Here is an 18,607-nt window from a genome sequence, read left to right as displayed (position 1 = left end):
CTGGCTCAGCGGGCCGGGGCGGTCCACAACCAGGCGTCGCCCACGAGCTCGCCCTCGGTGTCGGAGCCGTGGCCGGACCAGCGCTGACCGCCGTACACGAACAGGTCGCGCCCCAGGGCCGCGCTCGAGTCGTCGTACACGTCCGCACGCGGGGGCAGCGCCGGGATCGGGACGAACGCCTCGGCGATCGTGTCGTAGACGAGGAGGCGGTGCGCTGCGGTCATCTCCCCGACGCTGTTCGGGATGTCGTAGCTGGCGCGGTCGCCGTCCAGGACGCCGCTGAGGTCGTGGTCGTCGCCCGCTGCCGCGGGCAGCTCGGACCAGGCCCAGGTCCTCGGGTCGAGGATCCAGCCGGGTGAGTCGATGAAGCGGCCGTTGAGCAACACTCCGCGGCTGGTGGGCAGCAGCCCGTAGGCGCTGCCCGGGGCACCCGGGAGCCGGGCCCATCTGCCGGTGCCGGGGTCGAACCTCGCGGCCTGCCTTCCGGACTCCCCGTCGGCCGGGTGGATCGGCAAGGCGGCGAGCACGAGCCGGTCGCCGGTCGGCGCGAGGGTGCGGTCATAGCTGGGTGGCAGCGGGTCGTCGGGCAGCTCGGTCCAGCTCGAGCGGGCCGGGTCGAAGACCAGGTCGGCGACCTCGCCGCGCTCGTCGGTGCCGGAGTGGACCAACAACCTCTCGCCGAGAGGGACGAGGGCACGGGAGCGCCGGGGGCCCGGGACCGGCCCGTGGTCGGTCCACCGGTCCTCGGCCAGGTCGTAGGACAGCAGCCGCGGCGCCGCGTCGCACGCCGGGCCATCGGCACAGCCGCTGAGCAGGTACGCCGCGCCGTGGAGCGCCGTGGCCGCATGCGCCTCGCGGATCAGCCCGAACGGCGCCGGAGCGATCGGGCTCCACGAGTCGCTCCGGCGGTCGTAGACGGCGCCGTCGCTGAACCAAGGGCCGTCGGGGCTCATGCAGTCGGCGTCGGGCGAGCTCACCGGCGGCCATCGAGCGGCGCACGTCCAGGGACTCGGTCGACCCGAGAGTCGCGAGCTCCTCGGCACCCTGCCGGATCGCGGTGTCGAGGTCGATCGCGTCGGCAAGGTCGAGGACACCCTCGACGTGGACGGTGCCGTCATGGCTGGCCTCGCGGGTGTGCACGTCGAAGTGGCGCGCGTCGGCCGCCTCACGGCGTTCCTTCTCCACGCCCTCGGGGTCGAACGTGACCCGGGCCCGGTCGACGAGCCGCTCGATCGCGGCCCAGCTGACCGTCCCGACAAAGGCGGCGACCACAGCGGGACCCTGCCCGCGCGGACCAGCTTCCAGGTGCGCTTGAGACGGTGCGCGAGCTCGAGTGCGTCACCGACCAACGAACGGGCGGAGTCGGTGGACATGCCGAGGGCGGCGCCCAACTCCATCGGCGCGAACTCCGCGACCAGCGGCGCCCCCTCGCCGGCCAAGGGCACCGCGACCTCCCCGAACACCAGCCCGCCGATCGAGCTTGGCGAAACCTCCGCGACCGACTCCTCCGGGTGCATCGCCGCCCACACCAGAGCCGCCTCCACGACGTCGACCTCCGCCCGCTGGGCAGCGGCCCGACGGCGCTGCGCGAACGCGAGCACGGCGGCTGGGGAGTCGCACTCGGGGAGTTCGGGGGAGGCCATGCCTCACCTTGCTCGAACGCACGTTCGAGGAGAAGGGGGTTGGGTGCGACCGGGAGGCGAAGACTTCACGGGCGAGCGCCAGCGAGCGGCCGTCGAGCCCCTCCCTGCCGGCCGGGGTCTCCGTCAGGTTGGGCCCCCGGGGTGGTGGCGACGCTCCTATGTCTGGTCAAGGTCGACCTACGGGGGCGCGCTCGAACCGACGGGGCATTGCCCGGCCGGCGGGGTGCCCGTGGTCTCGACGCCGACGACGACGGGCGCCGGCCGACTTCACCCGAATGGGCCAGTGGTCGCCGAGGATTCCCGGTCGGACGTGGGCGCGGCCTAGCCTGTCGAGACCCCGCGCACCCAACCTTCAGGAGCACGCGATGGACTACAAGGTCGCCGACCTCAGCCTGGCAGACTTCGGACGCACGGAGATCCTGCTCGCCGAGCACGAGATGCCGGGCCTCATGGCGATGCGCGAGCGGTACGCCGACGCGCAGCCGCTGCGTGGCGCGCGGATCGCGGGCTCGCTGCACATGACGATCCAGACGGCGGTGCTCATCGAGACGCTGGTCGCGCTGGGCGCGGAGGTGCGCTGGGCGTCGTGCAACATCTTCTCGACCCAGGACCACGCGGCCGCGGCGATCGCGGTCGGGCCGGACGGCACCCCCGATGACCCGCGCGGCGTCCCGGTCTTCGCCTGGAAGGGCGAGACCCTGGAGGAGTACTGGTGGTGCGCCCAGCAGATCCTGCGCTGGCCCGCCGGCCCCGACGGTGAGCCCCGCTTCGCCAACATGATCCTCGACGACGGCGGCGACGCGAGCCTCTTCGTCCACCTCGGTGTCGAGGCGGAGAAGACCGGCCAGGCCCCTGACCCGGCCACCGCGAGCACCGTCGAGGAGCGGATCATCTTCGAGGCGCTCCAGACCTCGCTCGCCGAGAGCTCCGACCGCTGGACCCAGATCGCCGCCGCGATCCAGGGCGTCACCGAGGAGACCACCACCGGCGTGCTGCGTCTGTACGACATGATGCGCGAGGGCACGCTGCTCTTCCCGGCCATCAACGTCAACGACTCGGTCACCAAGTCCAAGTTCGACAACAAGTACGGCTGCCGCCACAGCCTCGTCGACGGCCTCAACCGGGCCACCGACGTGCTCATCGGCGGCAAGGTCGCCGTCGTCTGCGGGTACGGCGACGTGGGCAAGGGCTGCGCGGAGTCGCTGCGCGGCCAGGGCGCCCGCGTCATCGTCACCGAGATCGACCCCATCTGCGCGCTCCAGGCCGCGATGGACGGCTACCAGGTCACGACCCTCGACGACGTCGTGGAGACCGCCGACATCATCATCACCGCGACCGGCAACCGCGACGTGGTGTCGATCGAGCAGATGCGCCGGATGAAGCAGAACGCGATCCTGGCCAACATCGGGCACTTCGACAACGAGATCGACATGGCCGGCCTCGAGGCCTACCCCGGCGTCGTGCGCAAGAACGTGAAGCCGCAGGTCGACCTGTGGACGTTCCCCGAGGGCGAGGGCAACGCGATCATCGTGCTGTCCGAGGGCCGCCTGATGAACCTCGGCAACGCGACCGGCCACCCGTCGTTCGTCATGTCGAACTCCTTCACCAACCAGGTGCTGGCCCAGATCGAGCTGTTCACCAAGCCCGAGGAGTACCCCGTCGGCGTCTACGTGCTGCCCAAGCACCTCGACGAGGAGGTCGCCCGTCTCCACCTCGGCGCCCTCGGCGTCAAGCTGACGACGCTCTCGGACAAGCAGGCGGCCTACCTCGGCGTCGACCCGGCAGGGCCGTACAAGTCGGAGCAGTACCGGTACTGATCGGTACGGATCAGGGCACGCGAGCGGTTAGTGGCAGGATTGAGCCCATGAGCCAGTCCGCCGGGAATGCTGCCAACGTGCCCAGCGACTACACCACCAAGGGCCGCGTCCTCGTCGTCGACGATGACGCGGCCCTGGCGGAGATGCTGACGATCGTCCTGCGCCAGGAGGGTTTCGACAGCCGCATGTGCACGCGCGGCGACCTCGCGCTCGCCGAGTTCCGCGACTACCGGCCCGACCTGGTCCTGCTGGACCTGATGCTGCCCGGCAAGGACGGCATCGACGTGTGCAAGGAGATCCGTGCCGAGTCCGGGGTGCCGATCGTGATGCTCACCGCCAAGAGCGACACCGTCGACGTCGTCGTCGGGCTGGAGTCCGGCGCCGACGACTATGTCGTCAAGCCGTTCAAGCCCAAGGAGCTGATCGCGCGGATCCGCGCGCGCGTACGCCGCCACGACAGCACCGCCGCCCACGAGTCGCTCACCATCGGCGACCTGGTCATCGACGTCGCCGGTCACTCGGTCACCCGCGACGGCCAGCAGCTCAACCTCACGCCGCTGGAGTTCGACCTGCTCGTCTGCCTGGCCCGCAAGCCGTGGCAGGTGTTCACCCGCGAGGTGCTCCTCGAGCAGGTGTGGGGCTATCGCCACGCCGCCGACACCCGCCTGGTCAACGTGCACGTCCAGCGTCTGCGCTCCAAGGTCGAGCACGACCCCGAGAACCCCGAGGTCGTCCTCACCGTGCGGGGCGTCGGGTACAAGGCCGGTCAGTAGCGCCGCGTGCTCCGGGTCCGAGCGCCTCGCACCGTCCCGGCCGGGATACGCCGGGCACTGACCGTCTGGCGCCGGTCGATCCAGGCCCGGGTGGTGGCCAGCACGCTCGTGCTCACCGCGGTCGCGGTGAGCGTGGTCGGCTGGGTGCTGCTCCAGCAGACCCGTGACGGGCTGCTCGACAACCGCGCCGACGCGGTCGTCGCCGAGGTCGGCAACGAGATGCTGGAGGCGCGCAGCCGGCTCCAGGCGGTGCCGGGCACCAAGGCCGACGCCACCTCCCAGCAGGCCGAGCTCATCGAGCCGATCATCGCCCGCGGCGTCGCGCGCGACTTCGGGGTCGTGCTCGCCGGGCCGCTGGGGGAGAACACCGGCCGGATCGCCGACGGCGGGGCACGATCCTCGCCCGGGCTGGACCGCCTGAGCGTGCCGGCCTCGCTGGAGGACCACTTCTCCGAGCGTGCCGGCACCGCGTGGACCTACACCACGATCCGCACCGTCGACGACGACGGCAACGTCGTCGACGAGGAGCCGGGCATCGTGGTCGGCTCGCAGGTGACGCTGGTCGCCGACGGCGGCACCTACACCCTCTACTTCCTCTTCCCCCTCGACGACCAGCGCGAGACCCTCGGCCTGGTCACCCGGGCGTTGCTGACCGCCGCGGTCCTGCTGCTCGTCCTGGTCGCGGGCGTCGCCTGGCTGGTCACCCGCCAGGTCGTCACCCCGATCCGGATGGCGCGCGAGGTCGCCGAGCGCCTGGCCGCGGGCCGCCTGCAGGAGCGCCTGCGCGTCTCGGGCCAGGACGACCTGGCCCGGCTGGCCACCTCGTTCAACCAGATGGCCAGCAACCTGCAGCGCCAGATCCGCCAGCTCGAGGAGCTCAGCCGGGTCCAGCACCGCTTCGTCTCCGACGTCTCCCACGAGCTGCGCACGCCGCTGACCACCGTGCGGATGGCCGGCGACGTCCTCCACGACGCCCGCGACAGCTTCGACCCCACGACCCGGCGTGCCGCCGAGCTGCTGCAGAACGAGCTGGACCGCTTCGAGACGCTGCTCGTCGACCTGCTGGAGATCAGCAGGTTCGACGCCGGGGCGGCGGTGCTCGACGCCGACGACGTCAACCTCGTCGACATCGCCCACCGCGTCGTCGACGCGACCCGTCCGCTGGCGGCGCAGCGCGACGTACGCGTCGTCCTGCGCGCGCCGGACCACCCGTGCCTGGCCGAGGCCGACATCCGCCGCATCGAGCGGATCGTGCGCAACCTGGTCACCAACGCGATCGACCATGCCGACACCGCTGGCCGCGGCGACGAGATCGTGGTCGAGGTCGCCGGTGACGAGCACGCCGCCGCGATCACCGTGCGCGACCACGGCGTCGGGCTGGCGCCGGGGGAGTCGGCACTGGTCTTCAACCGGTTCTGGCGAGCCGACCCCGCCCGTGCCCGCAGCAGCGGCGGCACCGGCCTCGGCCTCTCCATCTCCCTGGAGGACGCCCACCTCCACGGCGGCTGGCTCCAGGCCTGGGGCCGCCCCGGCGAGGGCGCCCAGTTCCGGCTGACGTTGCCGCGCCACATCGGCCAGACCCTCACCCGCAGCCCGCTGCCGCTCGTCCCCGCCGACGCCCGGACGAGCCCGAAGGTCTCGCGATGAGTGCCTGGGTACGCCGCGGCGCGGCGCTGCTGGCGAGCCTCGTCCTGATCGCCTCGGCCGGCGCCTGCGTGCGGATGCCCGACGAGGGCCCGATCGTGCAGAGCGAGGAGATCGGGGCCGAGAGCGAGGCCGAGGGCTACACGGGCTACACCTACGACCCGCTCCCGCCGCAGCCCGACGCTGCGCCCTCGGAGATCGTGCGGGGGTTCCTCGACGCGATGATGGCGGCGCCGGTCCAGGCCAACTCCGCGCGTCAGTTCCTCACCCAGGACGCCCAGGCGTCGTGGAGCCCGGAGCGGGCCACCATCACCTACGCCGAGCGCGGCGCCCCGGTCGGGAACGGCTCGAGGATGCACGTGGAGCTCCCGGCCGGCGGTGACATCTACGACTCCCGCGGTGCGTGGCAGGGATCGCTCGGCCCGGACCGGCGGACCCTGGACTTCGAGGTGGTCAGCGAGGACGGCGAGTGGCGCATCGCCGAGGCGCCCGACGCGATGGTCGTCTCCGAGCAGTTCTTCCAGCAACGCTTCCGCAGCGTCGCGCTGTACTACTTCGACCCGACCGCGCGGATCCTGGTCCCGGAGCCGGTCTTCGTCCCGGGCGGGGACGAGCTGGCGACCACCCTGGTGGACGGCCTGATCGCCGGGCCGGCGCCCGGGCTCAAGCAGGTGATGCGCAGCTTCGTGCCGGTGGGGCTCGATGCCGGTCTCTCGGTCCCCGTGGCCGACGGGGTCGCCGACATCGCGCTGGTCGGTGCCGTCGGGCGTCCCGCTGCCGAGTCGCTCACCCGGCTGGTCACCCAGCTGGCGTGGACCCTGCGGCAGGTGCCCGGGATCGAGGCCTTCCGGCTGCGGGTCGGCGACGTACCGGTGCAGCTGGCCAACGGCGACACCGTCTTCTCGGTCGAGTCGGGCGCCGAGTTCGACCCGGGGGGCTACCGCGCGAGCGCTGCCGTCTTCGGGCTGAACGACGGCCGGCTGGTCTCCGGGCTCCCCGACGCTCTGGGGCCTGTCACCGGCCCGTTCGGCGTCGCCGACTACGGCGTGAGGAGCGTGGCGGTGGATCTGGACGCCCGCACGGCTGCCGCCGTCACCACCGACGGCGCCCGGGTGCTGTCCGCGCCGGTCACCGCGGGCGAGCCGGACGACGCCGACGGCTCCGGCGACCCCGAGGGCGAGGGGAGCGGGAGCATCGGCGGCTCGGTGCGCACCCTCTTCGCGGGTGGCCAGGACCTGCTCGACCCGGTCTGGGACTTCGCCGGTCGGCTCTGGCTGGTCGAGCGGACCGCCTCCGGGGCCCGGGTGCACCAGGTGATGGGGGGCCGGGTGCGTGAGGTCGAGGTACCCGGGATCACCGGCGCCGACGTCTCCTCCTTCCTGGTCTCGCGGGACTCCTCACGTCTGGTCGCCGTCGTACGGCGCGGCCGGGCCGACGTGCTGGCGATGAGCCGGCTGCGTCACGACGAGCAGGGCCTGCCGCTCGGCGGCACACGGGCCCGGCTGATCCGCGTGGACCCGGACACCTCGCCGCGCATCCGCGACCTGGCCTGGCAGAGCCCGGCCACCGTCGCGGCGCTCACCCGCGTCGCCGGGCAGCTGTGGGAGGTCCGCACGGTGTCCGTGGACGGTGCCGCGTCGAGCATCGACAGCATCGCGACCCTGGAGGGCCGGGTGCTCAGTCTTGCCGCCACGCCCGGGGCCGGCCCCGGCATGTTCGTGGTGACCGGGGACGACGAGGCGATCGACATCTCCGGGGCCGTCGCCCGCCCTCTCCCGATCGACCCCGACGTGACCGACCTGGGCTACGTGGGCTGAGCCGGTCCACAGCCGGCGCGGGCCCCGCTTGCCCGGTCGGTCGCCCGGTGCTGGGCTGGACCGGTGCGCGACGCGGTGAGCGACCTGCTGCTCGGCAGCGCCTGCGTGGGCTGCGCGCGTCCGGGACGGCTGCTGTGCGCGTCCTGCGACGCCGCCCTGCCCGGCACCGCCCACCCCGCGTGGCCGAGCCCGGTGCCGGCGGGACTGGTGACGCCGTGGGCGACCGGCGCCTACGACGACCTGCTCCGCGCCCTCGTCGTGGGTCACAAGGAGCGCCGGATGCTCGCCCTGGGCCGTCCGCTGGCCCGGCTCCTGGCCACCGCGGTCGCCGCGGCGGCCGGGCTGCCCGGCGACCCCGCCCGCGCCGGCACGCTGGTCCTGGTGCCGGTGCCCTCGCGGCCCGCCAGCGTGCGCAGCCGCGGCCACGACCCGACGTACGCCATGACCGCCGGGGCGGCGGCCCGCCTGCGGCGTGAGGGGTACGCCGTCCGCGCCGTCCGGCTGCTGGTCTCCCGGCCGGGGGTGGTCGACCAGTCGGGCCTCGGCGCGGGGGAGCGGGCGGCCAACCTGGCCGGATCGATGGCCTGCCCGAGCGCCCGGCTGCGCCGGCTGGCGCTCCGCACGCCGTGCGCCCGGGTCGTGGTCTGCGACGACGTCCTGACCACCGGCTCGAGTGCCCGGGAGGCTCAGCGCGCGCTGGAGTCGGTGGGGCTGGCGGTGGCCGGGGTGGGCGTCGTGGCGGCCACCCGGCGCCGGTTCCCGGGGTCCGCGCTGACCAACAGGTGAGACCACCCGCACGGAGGGACCCCCCTCCTTTCGTGCGAACCAGGGACTGACTACCGTCTAGTGCATGGAGTCCGCCCGGGTCCGTGGTTGCGTCGGCGGCACACCTGTGTGTCCCCGGCAAGCCGATGCCAGTCGCAGGCGAAGCGGTCCACGTAAGTCCGTCCGCGAGGACGGACGATCACGGTGCGGCTTAGAGGTAAGTCCTGCCCCGGTCCCGCCGTCATATGCGGCGTTCCCCGGGAGAAGGCCAGTAGTGGCAGAGAAGCTGCGAACGTCTCAGCAGGCGATTGTGGGGACGAAGACCAGGTCGGCCGGGCGGACTCCACCCTCCCCGACCCGCTCCGGGACCAGGGCCCCACGGCCCGTGTCCCGGCCTGCTCCCAGGAGGGTCGGGCTTCGATGAAGGCAACCAACTGTTCAACGGGAGGTTCACATGGAAGTTGTGGTCACTGGTCGCAACTGCGAGATCTCGGATCGATTCCGGGAGCACTGCGAGGACAAGCTGGCGCGGTTGGAGAAGCACGATCACCGGATCATGCGGGTGCACGTCGTCGTCGACTGTGAACCGAACCGTCGCCAACAGGACCAGGGCGTCCGGCTCGAGCTGACCGCCTTCTCCAAGGGCCCGGTCATCCGCGCCGAGGCGGCCGCCGCCGACAAGATGGCGGCGCTCGACCTGGCGCTGGACAAGATGGCCTCCCAGATGCGCAAGGCGGCCGACCGTCGCCGCGTGCACCGCGGCGCGAAGGCCCCGGCCTCCGTGGGCGAGGCGCTGGCGGCGATGCCGACCGTCGAGCCCGACGAGCCGGACGCCGACGAGGCCGTCGCGCGCAAGGTCGGGCCGATCGAGGTCACCGGTGACGGGCCGCTGGTGGTCCGGGAGAAGACCCACCCGGCGACGCCGATGACCCTCGACCAGGCGCTCTACGAGATGGAGCTCGTGGGCCACGACTTCTACCTCTTCGTCGACAAGGAGAGCGAGCGCCCGTCGGTGGTCTACCGCCGGCGCGGCTACGACTACGGCGTGATCACGCTCGACGTCCAGCAGGACTGAGCCGAACCGACCCGTACGGCGGGGTGGCCCCGATCGGGCCACCCCGTCGGCGCGTCCGTACCGATCGGGCCCGAGGGGGCAGGCAGAACGGCCGCCGGCGTGTCATGATTCCGAAATGACGGGGACTGTGACGGGAACTGCCACCGGCCATGAGCCGGTGCGCGTGCTGGTGGTCGACGACCAGGAGCTCTTCCGCCGGGGGCTCACCATGCTGCTGGCCGTCGAGGCGGGCATCGAGGTCGTCGGCGAGGCCGGCGACGGCCTGGAGGGCACCGACCTGGCCGCCACCACGGCGCCCGACGTCGTCCTGCTCGACGTGCGGATGCCGCGCCGCTCGGGGATCGAGGCCTGCCAGGCGATCAAGGACGCCGTCCCGTCGGCGAAGATCATCATGCTGACCGTCTCCGACGAGGAGAGCGACCTCTACGAGGCCGTCAAGAGCGGCGCCTCGGGCTACCTGCTCAAGGACTCCTCGATCGACGAGGTCGCCCAGGCGGTCCGGGTGGTCGCCGACGGCCAGTCGCTGATCAGCCCGTCGATGGCGGTCAAGCTGCTCGACGAGTTCAAGCAGATGGCCCGCCCCGAGCGCGACCCCGTCTCGGGCCTGCGGCTCACCGACCGCGAGCTCGAGGTGCTCCGGCTGGTCGCCAAGGGGATGAACAACCGCGAGATCGCCAAGGAGCTCTACATCTCCGAGAACACCGTGAAGAACCACGTGCGCAACATCTTGGAGAAGCTCCAGCTGCACTCGCGGATGGAGGCTGTCATGTACGCGGTCAAGGAGAAGCTGCTCGACCTTCCGTGACCTCGTCATGGAATCGCTGAGCTCCGCCCAGGCCCGCCGGGTCGCCCTGGCCGCCCAGGGCTTCGCGGACCGGGCGCACGCGGTACCCACGATGCGGACGCTCAGCCGGGCCGTGGCCCGCACCGGGGTGCTGCAGGTGGACTCCGTCAACGTCCTCCAGCGCGCGCACCTGATGCCGGTCTTCTCCCGCATCGGCCCCTACGACACCGCGCTGCTCACCCGCGCCGCCGAGCAGCGCCCGCGCCGCCTGGTCGAGTACTGGGCCCACGTGCAGGCGCTGATGCCCGTCGAGCTGTGGCCGCACATGCAGCACCGGATGGCCGGCTACCGCGAGCAGCGCGGCAAGTGGGGCTTCACCGCCGACCACGACCTCGAGGACGCCGTACGCCGGGAGGTCGCCGCCCGTGGTCCCTCGACGGCCCGGGAGATCGACGCGATCCTGGGCGGCGGGACACGCACCCGCGAGCACTGGGGCTGGAACTGGTCGGAGACGCGCAAGGTGCTCGACCACCTGTTCATGAGCGGCCAGCTGGCCGTGGCCGGGCGCAACCCCGCCTTCGAGGTCCGCTACGACCTTCCCGAGCGGGTCCTGCCCGCGCACGTCCTGGAGGCGCCGGTGCCCTCTCGGGCCGAGGCCTCGCGCGAGCTGGTGCGTCGCGCGGCGCGCTCCCACGGGGTGGCCACGCTGCAGTGCCTGCGCGACTACTACCGGATGCCGCTCGAGGACACCCGCACCGCCGTCGCCGAGCTGGTCGAGGACGGCGAGCTCCAGGCCGTCCGCGTGGAGGGCTGGGCGCGCCCGGCGTACCTGCACCGCGAGGCCCGGCTGCCGCGCCGGATCGGAGCCCGGGCGCTGCTGAGCCCCTTCGACCCGGTGGTGTGGGAGCGCGAGCGCACCGAGCGGCTCTTCGGGTTCCGCTACCGCATCGAGATCTACGTGCCGGCCGACCAGCGGGTGCACGGCTACTACGTGCTGCCGTTCCTGCTGGGCGAGGAGCTGGTGGCCCGCGTCGACCTCAAGGCCGACCGGCGCGCCGGCCGGCTGCTGGTCCAGGCGGCGTACGCCGAGCCGGGGGCACCGGCGCACACCGCCGCCGAGCTGGCCGCCGAGCTGGAGGTGCTGGCCGGCTGGCTCGGCCTCGACGCGGGCGCGCCGGTGGTCGCGCCGCGGGGCGACCTCGCCGCCGCACTGGCCGCCGGACTGGGCACCACGCTCGACGACCGGGCCGGATCGTGACCACCAGTCCGGCGGAATGGTTAGGGACGCTCACCTCGGCTGGGTAGAGTGGCGCAGCGCGCCGCAACCATTCCAAGGAGCTACCTACTCGTGCCTGCCATCCTCGACCGCCTCCTCCGTCTCGGAGAGGGCAAGATCCTCCGTCAGCTCGAGGCGGTCGCCAAGGCGGTCAACGCCATCGAGGACGACTTCGTGGCGATGAGCGACGCCGAGCTCCGCGCGATGACCGACGAGTTCCGCGAGCGCCTCGCCAACGGCGAGGACCTCGACGACCTGATGCCCGAGGCCTTCGCCACCGTGCGCGAGGCCTCCAAGCGCGTCACCGGCATGCGGCCCTTCGACGTGCAGATCATGGGCGGCGCGGCGCTCCACCTCGGCAACATCGCCGAGATGAAGACCGGTGAGGGCAAGACCCTGGTCGCGACGCTGCCGTCGTACCTCAACGCGCTCACCGGCAAGGGCGTCCACGTCGTCACGGTCAACGACTACCTCGCCAAGTACCAGTCCGAGCAGATGGGGCGCATCCACCACTTCCTCGGCCTCACGGTCGGCGTGATCCTCCCCGAGATGCGCCCGGCGCAGCGGCGCGAGGCCTACAACTGCGACATCACCTACGCCACCAACAACGAGCTCGGATTCGACTACCTGCGCGACAACATGGCGGGCTCCATCGAGGAGTGCGTGCAGCGCGGCCACTACTTCGCGGTCGTCGACGAGGTCGACTCGATCCTCATCGACGAGGCCCGGACCCCGCTCATCATCAGCGGCCCGACCCAGGACGAGGTCAAGTGGTACGGCGAGTTCGCGCGGATCGCGCGCAAGCTCGACAAGGACGTCGACTACGAGGTCGACGAGAAGAAGCGCACGATCTCGGTGCTCGGCCCCGGCATCACCAAGGTCGAGGACCACCTCGGCATCGAGAACCTCTACGAGTCGGTGAACACCCCGCTCATCTCCTTCCTGAACAACTCCATCAAGGCCAAGGAGCTGTTCCGCAAGGACAAGGAGTACGTCGTCATGAACGGCGAGGTGCTCATCGTCGACGAGCACACCGGCCGCATCCTGTCCGGGCGCCGCTACAACGACGGCCTGCACCAGGCGATCGAGGCCAAGGAGTCGGTCCAGGTCCGCGAGGAGTACCAGACCCTCGCCACCGTGACCCTGCAGAACTACTTCCGTCTCTACGAGAAGCTCTCGGGCATGACCGGCACGGCGATGACCGAGGCCAGCGAGTTCGACAAGACCTACAAGCTCGGCGTCGTCCCGATCCCGACCAACAAGCCGATGCTGCGCATCGACCAGCCCGACCTCGTCTACCGCACCGAGAAGGCGAAGTACGAGGCGGTCGCCGACGACATCGCCGAGCGTCACAACAACGGCCAGCCGGTGCTGATCGGCACCGTGTCGGTGGAGAAGTCCGAGCTGCTCAGCGACCTGCTGCGCACCCGCGGCATCCCGCACAACGTCCTCAACGCCAAGGTCCACGCCGACGAGGCCAAGATCGTCGCGATGGCCGGTCACCGCGGCGCGGTCACCGTCGCCACCAACATGGCCGGTCGAGGCACCGACATCATGCTCGGTGGCGCGGTGGAGTTCCTCGCCGACCAGGAGCTGCGCAAGCAGGGCCTGGAGCCCTCCGGCGAGACCACCGAGGCCTACGAGGCCGCCTGGCCCGCGATGGTCGAGCAGATCCGCGGCCAGGTCGAGGCCGAGCACGACGAGGTGAAGGCGCTCGGCGGCCTCTACGTCGTCGGCACCGAGCGTCACGAGTCGCGCCGCATCGACAACCAGCTGCGCGGTCGTTCCGGTCGTCAGGGCGACCCGGGCGAGTCCCGGTTCTACCTCTCGCTCGAGGACGAGCTGATGCGGCTGTTCAAGTCGGAGTGGGTCGACCGGGTCCTGCAGATGCTCAAGATCCCCGACGACGTGCCGATCGAGAACAAGCGGGTCACCAACGCGATCGCCAACGCCCAGGGCCAGGTCGAGTCGCAGAACTTCGAGTCCCGCAAGAACGTCCTCAAGTACGACGACGTCATGGACCGCCAGCGCAAGGTCATCTACGCCGAGCGTCGCGAGGTGCTCGAGGGCGCGGACCTGCGCGAGCAGATCCGCTCGTTCCTCGACGACGTGGTCACCGGTGTCGTCACCGGGGCGACCCAGGAGTTCGCGGAGGAGTGGGACCTCGACCAGCTGCTGGTCGACCTCGGGCAGATCTGGCCGGTCTCGCTGACCCGCGACGACCTGCTCGCCGAGGTGGCCGGTGACCAGGGCGCGCTGCAGCGCGAGGAGCTGATCGAGGCGCTCAAGGCCGACGCCCACGCGGCGTACGACGCCCGCGAGGCGGAGGTCGGCGAGGAGGTCATGCGCGAGCTCGAGCGTCGCGTGCTGCTCTCGGTGCTGGACCGCAAGTGGCGCGAGCACCTCTACGAGATGGACTACCTGCGCGAGGGCATCTACCTGCGGGCCTACTCCCAGCGCGACCCGCTGGTGGAGTACCAGCGCGAGGGCTTCGACATGTTCGCGGCCATGATGGACGGCATCAAGGAGGAGGCCGTCGGCTTCCTGTTCAACCTCGAGGTCACCGTCGAGGAGGAGTCCGACGGGCTCGTCGAGGAGGAGCCCGAGGTCGTGGAGCCGATGCGTCAGCCGGTCCCGGCCGAGGCCCCGGCGAGCCCGCAGATCAAGGCCAAGGGCCTCGAGGCGCCGCGCCCGCCGCAGAACCTGACCTACTCCGCGCCGTCCGAGGACGGCGAGGCCGAGGTCCACGCCGAGGCCGTCGACGACGAGTACGCCGGCGTGGGCCGCAACGCGGCCTGCCCGTGCGGCTCGGGCAAGAAGTTCAAGCAGTGCCACGGCCGCCCCGGCGGCCCGACCGGGCTCACCGCCCGGGTCAGCTGAGGACCACCCGCAGCCTGACCGGTACCTGACGCAGCGCCCGTAGCCACGGCGCGGGACCGACCCCCCACGGTCGGTCCCGCGCCGTGGCTCGTCGGTGGGCAGGCGAAGTCAGGCGAAGTCAGGCGAAGTCCAGGGCGGTGCACAGCCAGCGTGCCCGCGTCTCGTGGCGGGGGCGGCGCAGCTCGAAGCGCGCGGCCACCGCACGCGAGCGCTCGCCGTAGCGCACGTGGATGCCGGCCTCCACGACCGTGCGCTCCACGAAGCAGGCGCGCACGCTCAGCACCCGGGGCCGTACCGGCTGCACCCGGGCGGTGCCGGGCTCGTGGCCGCCGGCCCGGGCCACCAGCAGGGCGCGCCGCTCGAGGTCGGCGTACACCGAGCGGGTGGTCCAGCGAAGCAGCTGGGTGGCGGGGCGGTCCCCACCGACGATCTCGACGGCCGCCTGGGCGAACCGGTGCGACCACTCCTCGACCTCGCGGCGCCAGCGCAGGTCGATCGGGACCACCTCACCGACGGTGCCGGGGCGCAGGTCGGCCACGGGCCGGGTCAGCGGCGTGGGCGCCGGCGGGTCGCTGGCCGGCAGCAGGTCGAGGGCGAGGGTGCCCTGCACGCTGCCGACCGCGACGGTGCGGGGTGCGCCCAGGGATGGGCCCAGGGATGGGCCCAGCGACGGACCCAGCGCGCGGACCCGGAGCTGCGGGGGCTGGGACAACGAGGGGTGTGACGACGGGTAGGACATGGTGCTCTCCTTCGCAGGACGGTGTGTCAGCGAGGCATCCGCAGCCGCTGGCCGGGATGGATCAGGTCGGGGTCGGGACCGAGGCGGTCCCGGTTGAGCTGGTGCACGCGGCGCGTGTGGGCCTGTACGGCGAGGTCGGTGGGTGCCGTGCCGGCGCGGACGAGGTCGGCGCGGGCCAGCGACCAGAGGGTGTCGCCGGGAGCCACGACCACCGTGTGCGCGCTCATCGCCGGGGCCGGCTCGTCGGCGGGCGCGGGGCGGGTGCCGCCGCTCGGGCGGTCGGGGAGCGGCAGGCCGGCGAGGAGCGCGATGCCAAGGCCGGGGCCGGGGTCGGCGGGGGCGCTCGCACCCGCCGGGACCGCCAGCCCGCTCACCACGGCGACGCCACAGGCCGCGAGCAGCGCGCGCCGGGCGAGGCGCGGCACCCCGGGGACGGCGGCGAGCCTGATGCCCGCGAGGGCCTCGAGGCTCACCACCGTCGTGACGAGCCATGCCCACCCGGCGCAGGCGAGGAGGAGCAGGGCGCAGACGCCGACCAGGAGCTCCTCGAAGGTCCGGTCCGATCCGCCGCGCAGCAGGACGGCGACCTCGGGGACGAGGGCGCGGTGCGCGAGCAGCGCGAGACCGGTGGCGCTCGCCCAGACGACGGCGGTGCGGAGACCGCGTGCTGCGGGGGAGGAAGTGGCCATCGCGAGTCTCGCAATCCTTGCGTTTGCTTGCGTTTGCCTCAGACAACGCCTCTTTGATGGCTCGGTCAACGCCGTCTCCACAAGATGCGGGAGGCCGGAACGCGGGGCGCTCGAAAGTGGCCGGCATCACGTTCGGGGGTTGACAGGCGTCGGGCGCGGGAGAAAGGTGCGGCGCACCATCCAGGCAGCAGGGAGCGAATCCGTGGCCACAGGGACGACCGTCAGCATTCTTCCGTGCGGGGCAATGACCGCCGACCTCACCTGGCTGCTGCTGGCGCCGGGTCGGGCCATCCGCACCCGACACAACAAGCACCTGCCGGCCGAGTGGACCGACGTCCCCAGCCACTGCGTGCTGGTGGACACCCCCGAGGGCAAGCTGCTGTGGGACACCAGCTGCCCGCGGGACTGGGAGGAGCGATGGGAGCCCACCGGGCTCCAGAACTTCTTCCCCTACGACAAGGTCTCCGAGGACGAGTACCTCGACTCCCGCCTCGGCCAGCTCGGCCTGACCCCCGGGGACATCGACTTCGTCGTCTTCTCCCACCTGCACTTCGACCACGCCGGCAACGCCCAGCTGTTCAAGGAGACCGACGCGCGCCTGATCTGCAGCGACGTGGAGAAGGACTTCGCGTTCGGGTTCGAGGGCGCCTTCACCGGCGCCCACCTCAAGGCCGACTACGAGGACCTGCACTTCGAGACCGTCTCCGGCGACGTGGAGTTCCTGCCCGGCGTCAGCTTCATCCAGACGCCCGGCCACACCCCGGGGAGCATGTCCATGCGCGTGGACCTCCCCGAGACCGGGACGATGATCTTCACCGCCGACGCGATCTACATGGGCGACAGCTTCGGACCGCCGTCGGTGCCCGCCGCCATCGTCAACAACCTCGAGCAGTGGTACGCCTCGGTCGAGAAGCTGCGCGGCATCGCCGCCGAGTCCGACGCGACGGTGGTCTTCGGCCATGACTCCGACCAGATCCACCAGCTGCGGGTGGCGCCGACCGGGAGCTACCGATGAGCGCGGACGGGACGCAGGAGCGCACCGAGGAGACGATCTTCACCTGGGGGGCGCCGCCGCTGAAGTTCGGTGCGGGCGCCGTCGACGAGATCGGCTTCGAGATGTCGCAGTACGACGTCCGCCGGGTCCTGATCATCACCGACGCGACGGTCAACGCCACCGGGATCCCGGCCCGGATCGCCGACTCGCTGTCCGCCCAGGGCATCGAGTCGGAGATCTTCGACGGGGTCCATGTGGAGCCGACCGACGACAGCATGGACAAGGCGGCCGGCTACGCCCGTGAGCAGGGCCCGTGGGACGGGTTCGTCGCCGTCGGCGGCGGCTCGGCGATCGACACCGCCAAGGCCGTCAACCTGATGACCACCGACGGTGGCGAGCTGATGGACTACCTCAACAAGCCGATCGGGCGGGCCACGGCGCCCCGCGGGCAGCTCAAGCCGCTGATCGCGGTGCCGACCACCGCCGGGACCGGCTCGGAGAGCACGGCCATGTGCGTGCTCGACGTGCTCTCGATGAAGGTCAAGACCGGCATCAGCCACTGGCGCCTGCGCCCCACCCTCGCGGTGATCGACCCGCTCGTCACCCTCTCGCTGCCGCCGGAGGTCACCGCCGCCGCCGGCATGGACATCGTGTGCCACGCCGTGGAGTCCTACACCGCTCGTTGGTACCGGACCTTCGACCGCAAGCGGCCCGAGGAGCGGGTCACCTACTGCGGGGCCAATCCCATCTCCGACCTGTGGTGCGAGCGGTCGATGACCCTGCTCGCCGAGTCGTTCCGCACCGCCGTCCACGACGGCGACGACCTCCAGGCCCGCTCCGACATGATGATGGCGGCCACCTTCGCCGGCATGGGCTTCGGCAACTCCGGCGTGCACGTCCCGCACGCCAACGCCTACCCGATCGCCGGCATGGTCAAGGACTACCGCCCCGCCGGCTACCCGCAGGACGAGCCGATGGTGCCGCACGGCCAGTCGGTGTCGCTGACCGCGCCGGAGGCGTTCCGGTTCAGCTTCGAGAGCGCCCCGGAGCGGCACCTGCGCGCGGCGTCGCTCCTCGACCCCCGCCACGACCGGCTCGACGACGCCTCCGAGCAGCTGCCGGCGGTGCTCACCAGCCTGATGCGCGACATCGGGATCCCCAACGGCATCGGCGCGGTCGGCTACACCGAGGACGACATCGCCGACCTGGTCCCGGGGACCATGAAGCAGCAGCGGCTGCTCGCCACCTGCCCGCGTCCGGTCACCGAGGACGACATCGCCGGGATCTTCGCCCGCTCGATCGAGAACTGGTAGGCCCGGCGTGCCGACGTACGACTACCGCTGCCCCGACGGCCACCACTTCGAGCGGCTGGTCCCGATCGCCGACCGCGACGCCCAGAGCTGCCCGGCGTGCGGCGCCGCCTGCGCGCGGATCCCCGGGGCGGCGGCGATCGGCGGTGTCGCCAGCGCCGGTCTGTCGCGCGAGCAGATGCCCCAGACCTGGAAGGGCACCGGGGGTGCGGACCGCGAGTACGTCCGGCACCTGCGCCACCAGTGGGACGGGCGCCAGCGTCTCGAGGAGAAGTACCCCGAGCTCGCGGGCGACCGGCGCGCGGTGCTGGCCCACGAGGGCCGCTACCACGACACGCCGCTGCGGGTCGGCGACACCCCGCCGAGCGCCCCGACCCCGCCCGCCGAGGACTGAGCCGGCG

The 18,607-nt window shown here is 72.1% G+C and carries 15 protein-coding genes; 12 read left to right on the top strand and 3 right to left on the bottom strand.

What is annotated here, in order from left to right:
- Positions 1-5: 5 nt before the first annotated feature.
- Positions 6-977 (bottom strand): Kelch repeat-containing protein, encoded by a 972-nt coding sequence (locus HBO46_RS15270; protein WP_166133214.1) that lies wholly within the window; start codon positions 975-977, stop codon positions 6-8.
- A 1,031-nt stretch (positions 978-2,008) separates the two neighbouring features.
- Between HBO46_RS15270 and ahcY the strand changes: the two genes are divergently transcribed.
- The 9 genes from ahcY to secA all read left to right on the top strand — a co-directional run bounded on the left by ahcY (position 2,009) and on the right by secA (position 14,474).
- A complete protein-coding gene (ahcY, locus tag HBO46_RS15265; protein WP_166133212.1) occupies positions 2,009-3,460 on the top strand; it encodes an adenosylhomocysteinase in 1,452 nt (483 codons plus the stop codon).
- Between the two features lie 47 nt (positions 3,461-3,507).
- Positions 3,508-4,233 (top strand): MtrAB system response regulator MtrA, encoded by a 726-nt coding sequence (gene mtrA, locus HBO46_RS15260; protein WP_166133210.1) that lies wholly within the window; start codon positions 3,508-3,510, stop codon positions 4,231-4,233.
- 6 nt (positions 4,234-4,239) lie between these two features.
- Positions 4,240-5,880, top strand: coding sequence for an MtrAB system histidine kinase MtrB (gene mtrB / locus HBO46_RS15255; protein WP_166133208.1), 1,641 nt, complete (start codon positions 4,240-4,242; stop codon positions 5,878-5,880).
- Positions 5,877-7,694 carry an LpqB family beta-propeller domain-containing protein gene (locus HBO46_RS15250; RefSeq protein WP_166133206.1) on the top strand — a complete coding sequence of 606 codons (1,818 nt, stop codon included), beginning with the start codon at positions 5,877-5,879 and terminating at the stop codon, positions 7,692-7,694. Before mtrB ends, HBO46_RS15250 begins: the two co-directional genes overlap by 4 nt.
- Positions 7,695-7,757: 63 nt before the next feature.
- On the top strand, positions 7,758-8,480 hold the full coding sequence (locus HBO46_RS15245) for a ComF family protein (RefSeq protein ID WP_166133204.1): 723 nt from the start codon (positions 7,758-7,760) through the stop codon (positions 8,478-8,480).
- A 433-nt stretch (positions 8,481-8,913) separates the two neighbouring features.
- Positions 8,914-9,534 (top strand): ribosome hibernation-promoting factor, HPF/YfiA family, encoded by a 621-nt coding sequence (gene hpf / locus HBO46_RS15240; RefSeq protein WP_166133202.1) that lies wholly within the window; start codon positions 8,914-8,916, stop codon positions 9,532-9,534.
- 115 nt (positions 9,535-9,649) lie between these two features.
- The gene (locus tag HBO46_RS15235) at positions 9,650-10,339 is read left to right on the top strand and encodes a response regulator (RefSeq protein ID WP_166133200.1); all 690 of its coding nucleotides are present in this window, start codon (positions 9,650-9,652) and stop codon (positions 10,337-10,339) included.
- Positions 10,340-10,346: 7 nt separating this feature from the next.
- A complete protein-coding gene (locus HBO46_RS15230; protein ID WP_166133198.1) occupies positions 10,347-11,576 on the top strand; it encodes a winged helix-turn-helix domain-containing protein in 1,230 nt (409 codons plus the stop codon).
- A 90-nt stretch (positions 11,577-11,666) separates the two neighbouring features.
- Positions 11,667-14,474 carry a preprotein translocase subunit SecA gene (secA, locus tag HBO46_RS15225; protein WP_166133196.1) on the top strand — a complete coding sequence of 936 codons (2,808 nt, stop codon included), beginning with the start codon at positions 11,667-11,669 and terminating at the stop codon, positions 14,472-14,474.
- A 118-nt stretch (positions 14,475-14,592) separates the two neighbouring features.
- Here the strand turns inward: secA and HBO46_RS15220 are convergent, their stop codons facing one another.
- Together HBO46_RS15220 and HBO46_RS15215 are read right to left on the bottom strand one after the other, a co-directional pair.
- A complete protein-coding gene (locus tag HBO46_RS15220; protein ID WP_166133195.1) occupies positions 14,593-15,213 on the bottom strand; it encodes an Rv3235 family protein in 621 nt (206 codons plus the stop codon).
- Between the two features lie 26 nt (positions 15,214-15,239).
- On the bottom strand, positions 15,240-15,902 hold the full coding sequence (locus tag HBO46_RS15215; protein WP_166133193.1) for a LysM peptidoglycan-binding domain-containing protein: 663 nt from the start codon (positions 15,900-15,902) through the stop codon (positions 15,240-15,242).
- A gap of 244 nt (positions 15,903-16,146) precedes the next feature.
- Here HBO46_RS15215 and HBO46_RS15210 point away from each other — a divergent pair, with 244 nt between their 5' ends.
- Genes HBO46_RS15210 through HBO46_RS15200 form a run of 3 tightly spaced genes read left to right on the top strand, consistent with a single transcriptional unit; the run spans position 16,147 to position 18,600 of the window.
- On the top strand, positions 16,147-16,917 hold the full coding sequence (locus HBO46_RS15210) for an N-acyl homoserine lactonase family protein (RefSeq protein WP_166133191.1): 771 nt from the start codon (positions 16,147-16,149) through the stop codon (positions 16,915-16,917).
- The gene (locus tag HBO46_RS15205; RefSeq protein WP_166133190.1) at positions 16,914-18,209 is read left to right on the top strand and encodes a hydroxyacid-oxoacid transhydrogenase; all 1,296 of its coding nucleotides are present in this window, start codon (positions 16,914-16,916) and stop codon (positions 18,207-18,209) included. Before HBO46_RS15210 ends, HBO46_RS15205 begins: the two co-directional genes overlap by 4 nt.
- A gap of 7 nt (positions 18,210-18,216) precedes the next feature.
- Positions 18,217-18,600, top strand: coding sequence for an FmdB family zinc ribbon protein (locus HBO46_RS15200; protein WP_166133188.1), 384 nt, complete (start codon positions 18,217-18,219; stop codon positions 18,598-18,600).
- Positions 18,601-18,607: the final 7 nt, after the last annotated feature.

The organism is Nocardioides ochotonae (genome assembly GCF_011420305.2).
Taxonomy (GTDB): domain Bacteria; phylum Actinomycetota; class Actinomycetes; order Propionibacteriales; family Nocardioidaceae; genus Nocardioides; species Nocardioides ochotonae.
Note: the sequence above shows the minus strand (reverse complement) of the source record. Positions and strands in the feature narration are given on the sequence as shown.

Coding starts and splice junctions, on each gene's coding strand:
- ahcY (WP_166133212.1), top strand. CDS start 2,009: ATGGACTACAAGGTCGCCGACCTCAGCCTGGCAGACTTCGGACGCACG.
- mtrA (WP_166133210.1), top strand. CDS start 3,508: ATGAGCCAGTCCGCCGGGAATGCTGCCAACGTGCCCAGCGACTACACC.
- HBO46_RS15250 (WP_166133206.1), top strand. CDS start 5,877: ATGAGTGCCTGGGTACGCCGCGGCGCGGCGCTGCTGGCGAGCCTCGTC.
- hpf (WP_166133202.1), top strand. CDS start 8,914: ATGGAAGTTGTGGTCACTGGTCGCAACTGCGAGATCTCGGATCGATTC.
- HBO46_RS15235 (WP_166133200.1), top strand. CDS start 9,650: ATGACGGGGACTGTGACGGGAACTGCCACCGGCCATGAGCCGGTGCGC.
- HBO46_RS15230 (WP_166133198.1), top strand. CDS start 10,347: ATGGAATCGCTGAGCTCCGCCCAGGCCCGCCGGGTCGCCCTGGCCGCC.
- HBO46_RS15220 (WP_166133195.1), bottom strand. CDS start 15,213: ATGTCCTACCCGTCGTCACACCCCTCGTTGTCCCAGCCCCCGCAGCTC.
- HBO46_RS15215 (WP_166133193.1), bottom strand. CDS start 15,902: ATGGCCACTTCCTCCCCCGCAGCACGCGGTCTCCGCACCGCCGTCGTC.
- HBO46_RS15210 (WP_166133191.1), top strand. CDS start 16,147: ATGACCGCCGACCTCACCTGGCTGCTGCTGGCGCCGGGTCGGGCCATC.
- HBO46_RS15205 (WP_166133190.1), top strand. CDS start 16,914: ATGAGCGCGGACGGGACGCAGGAGCGCACCGAGGAGACGATCTTCACC.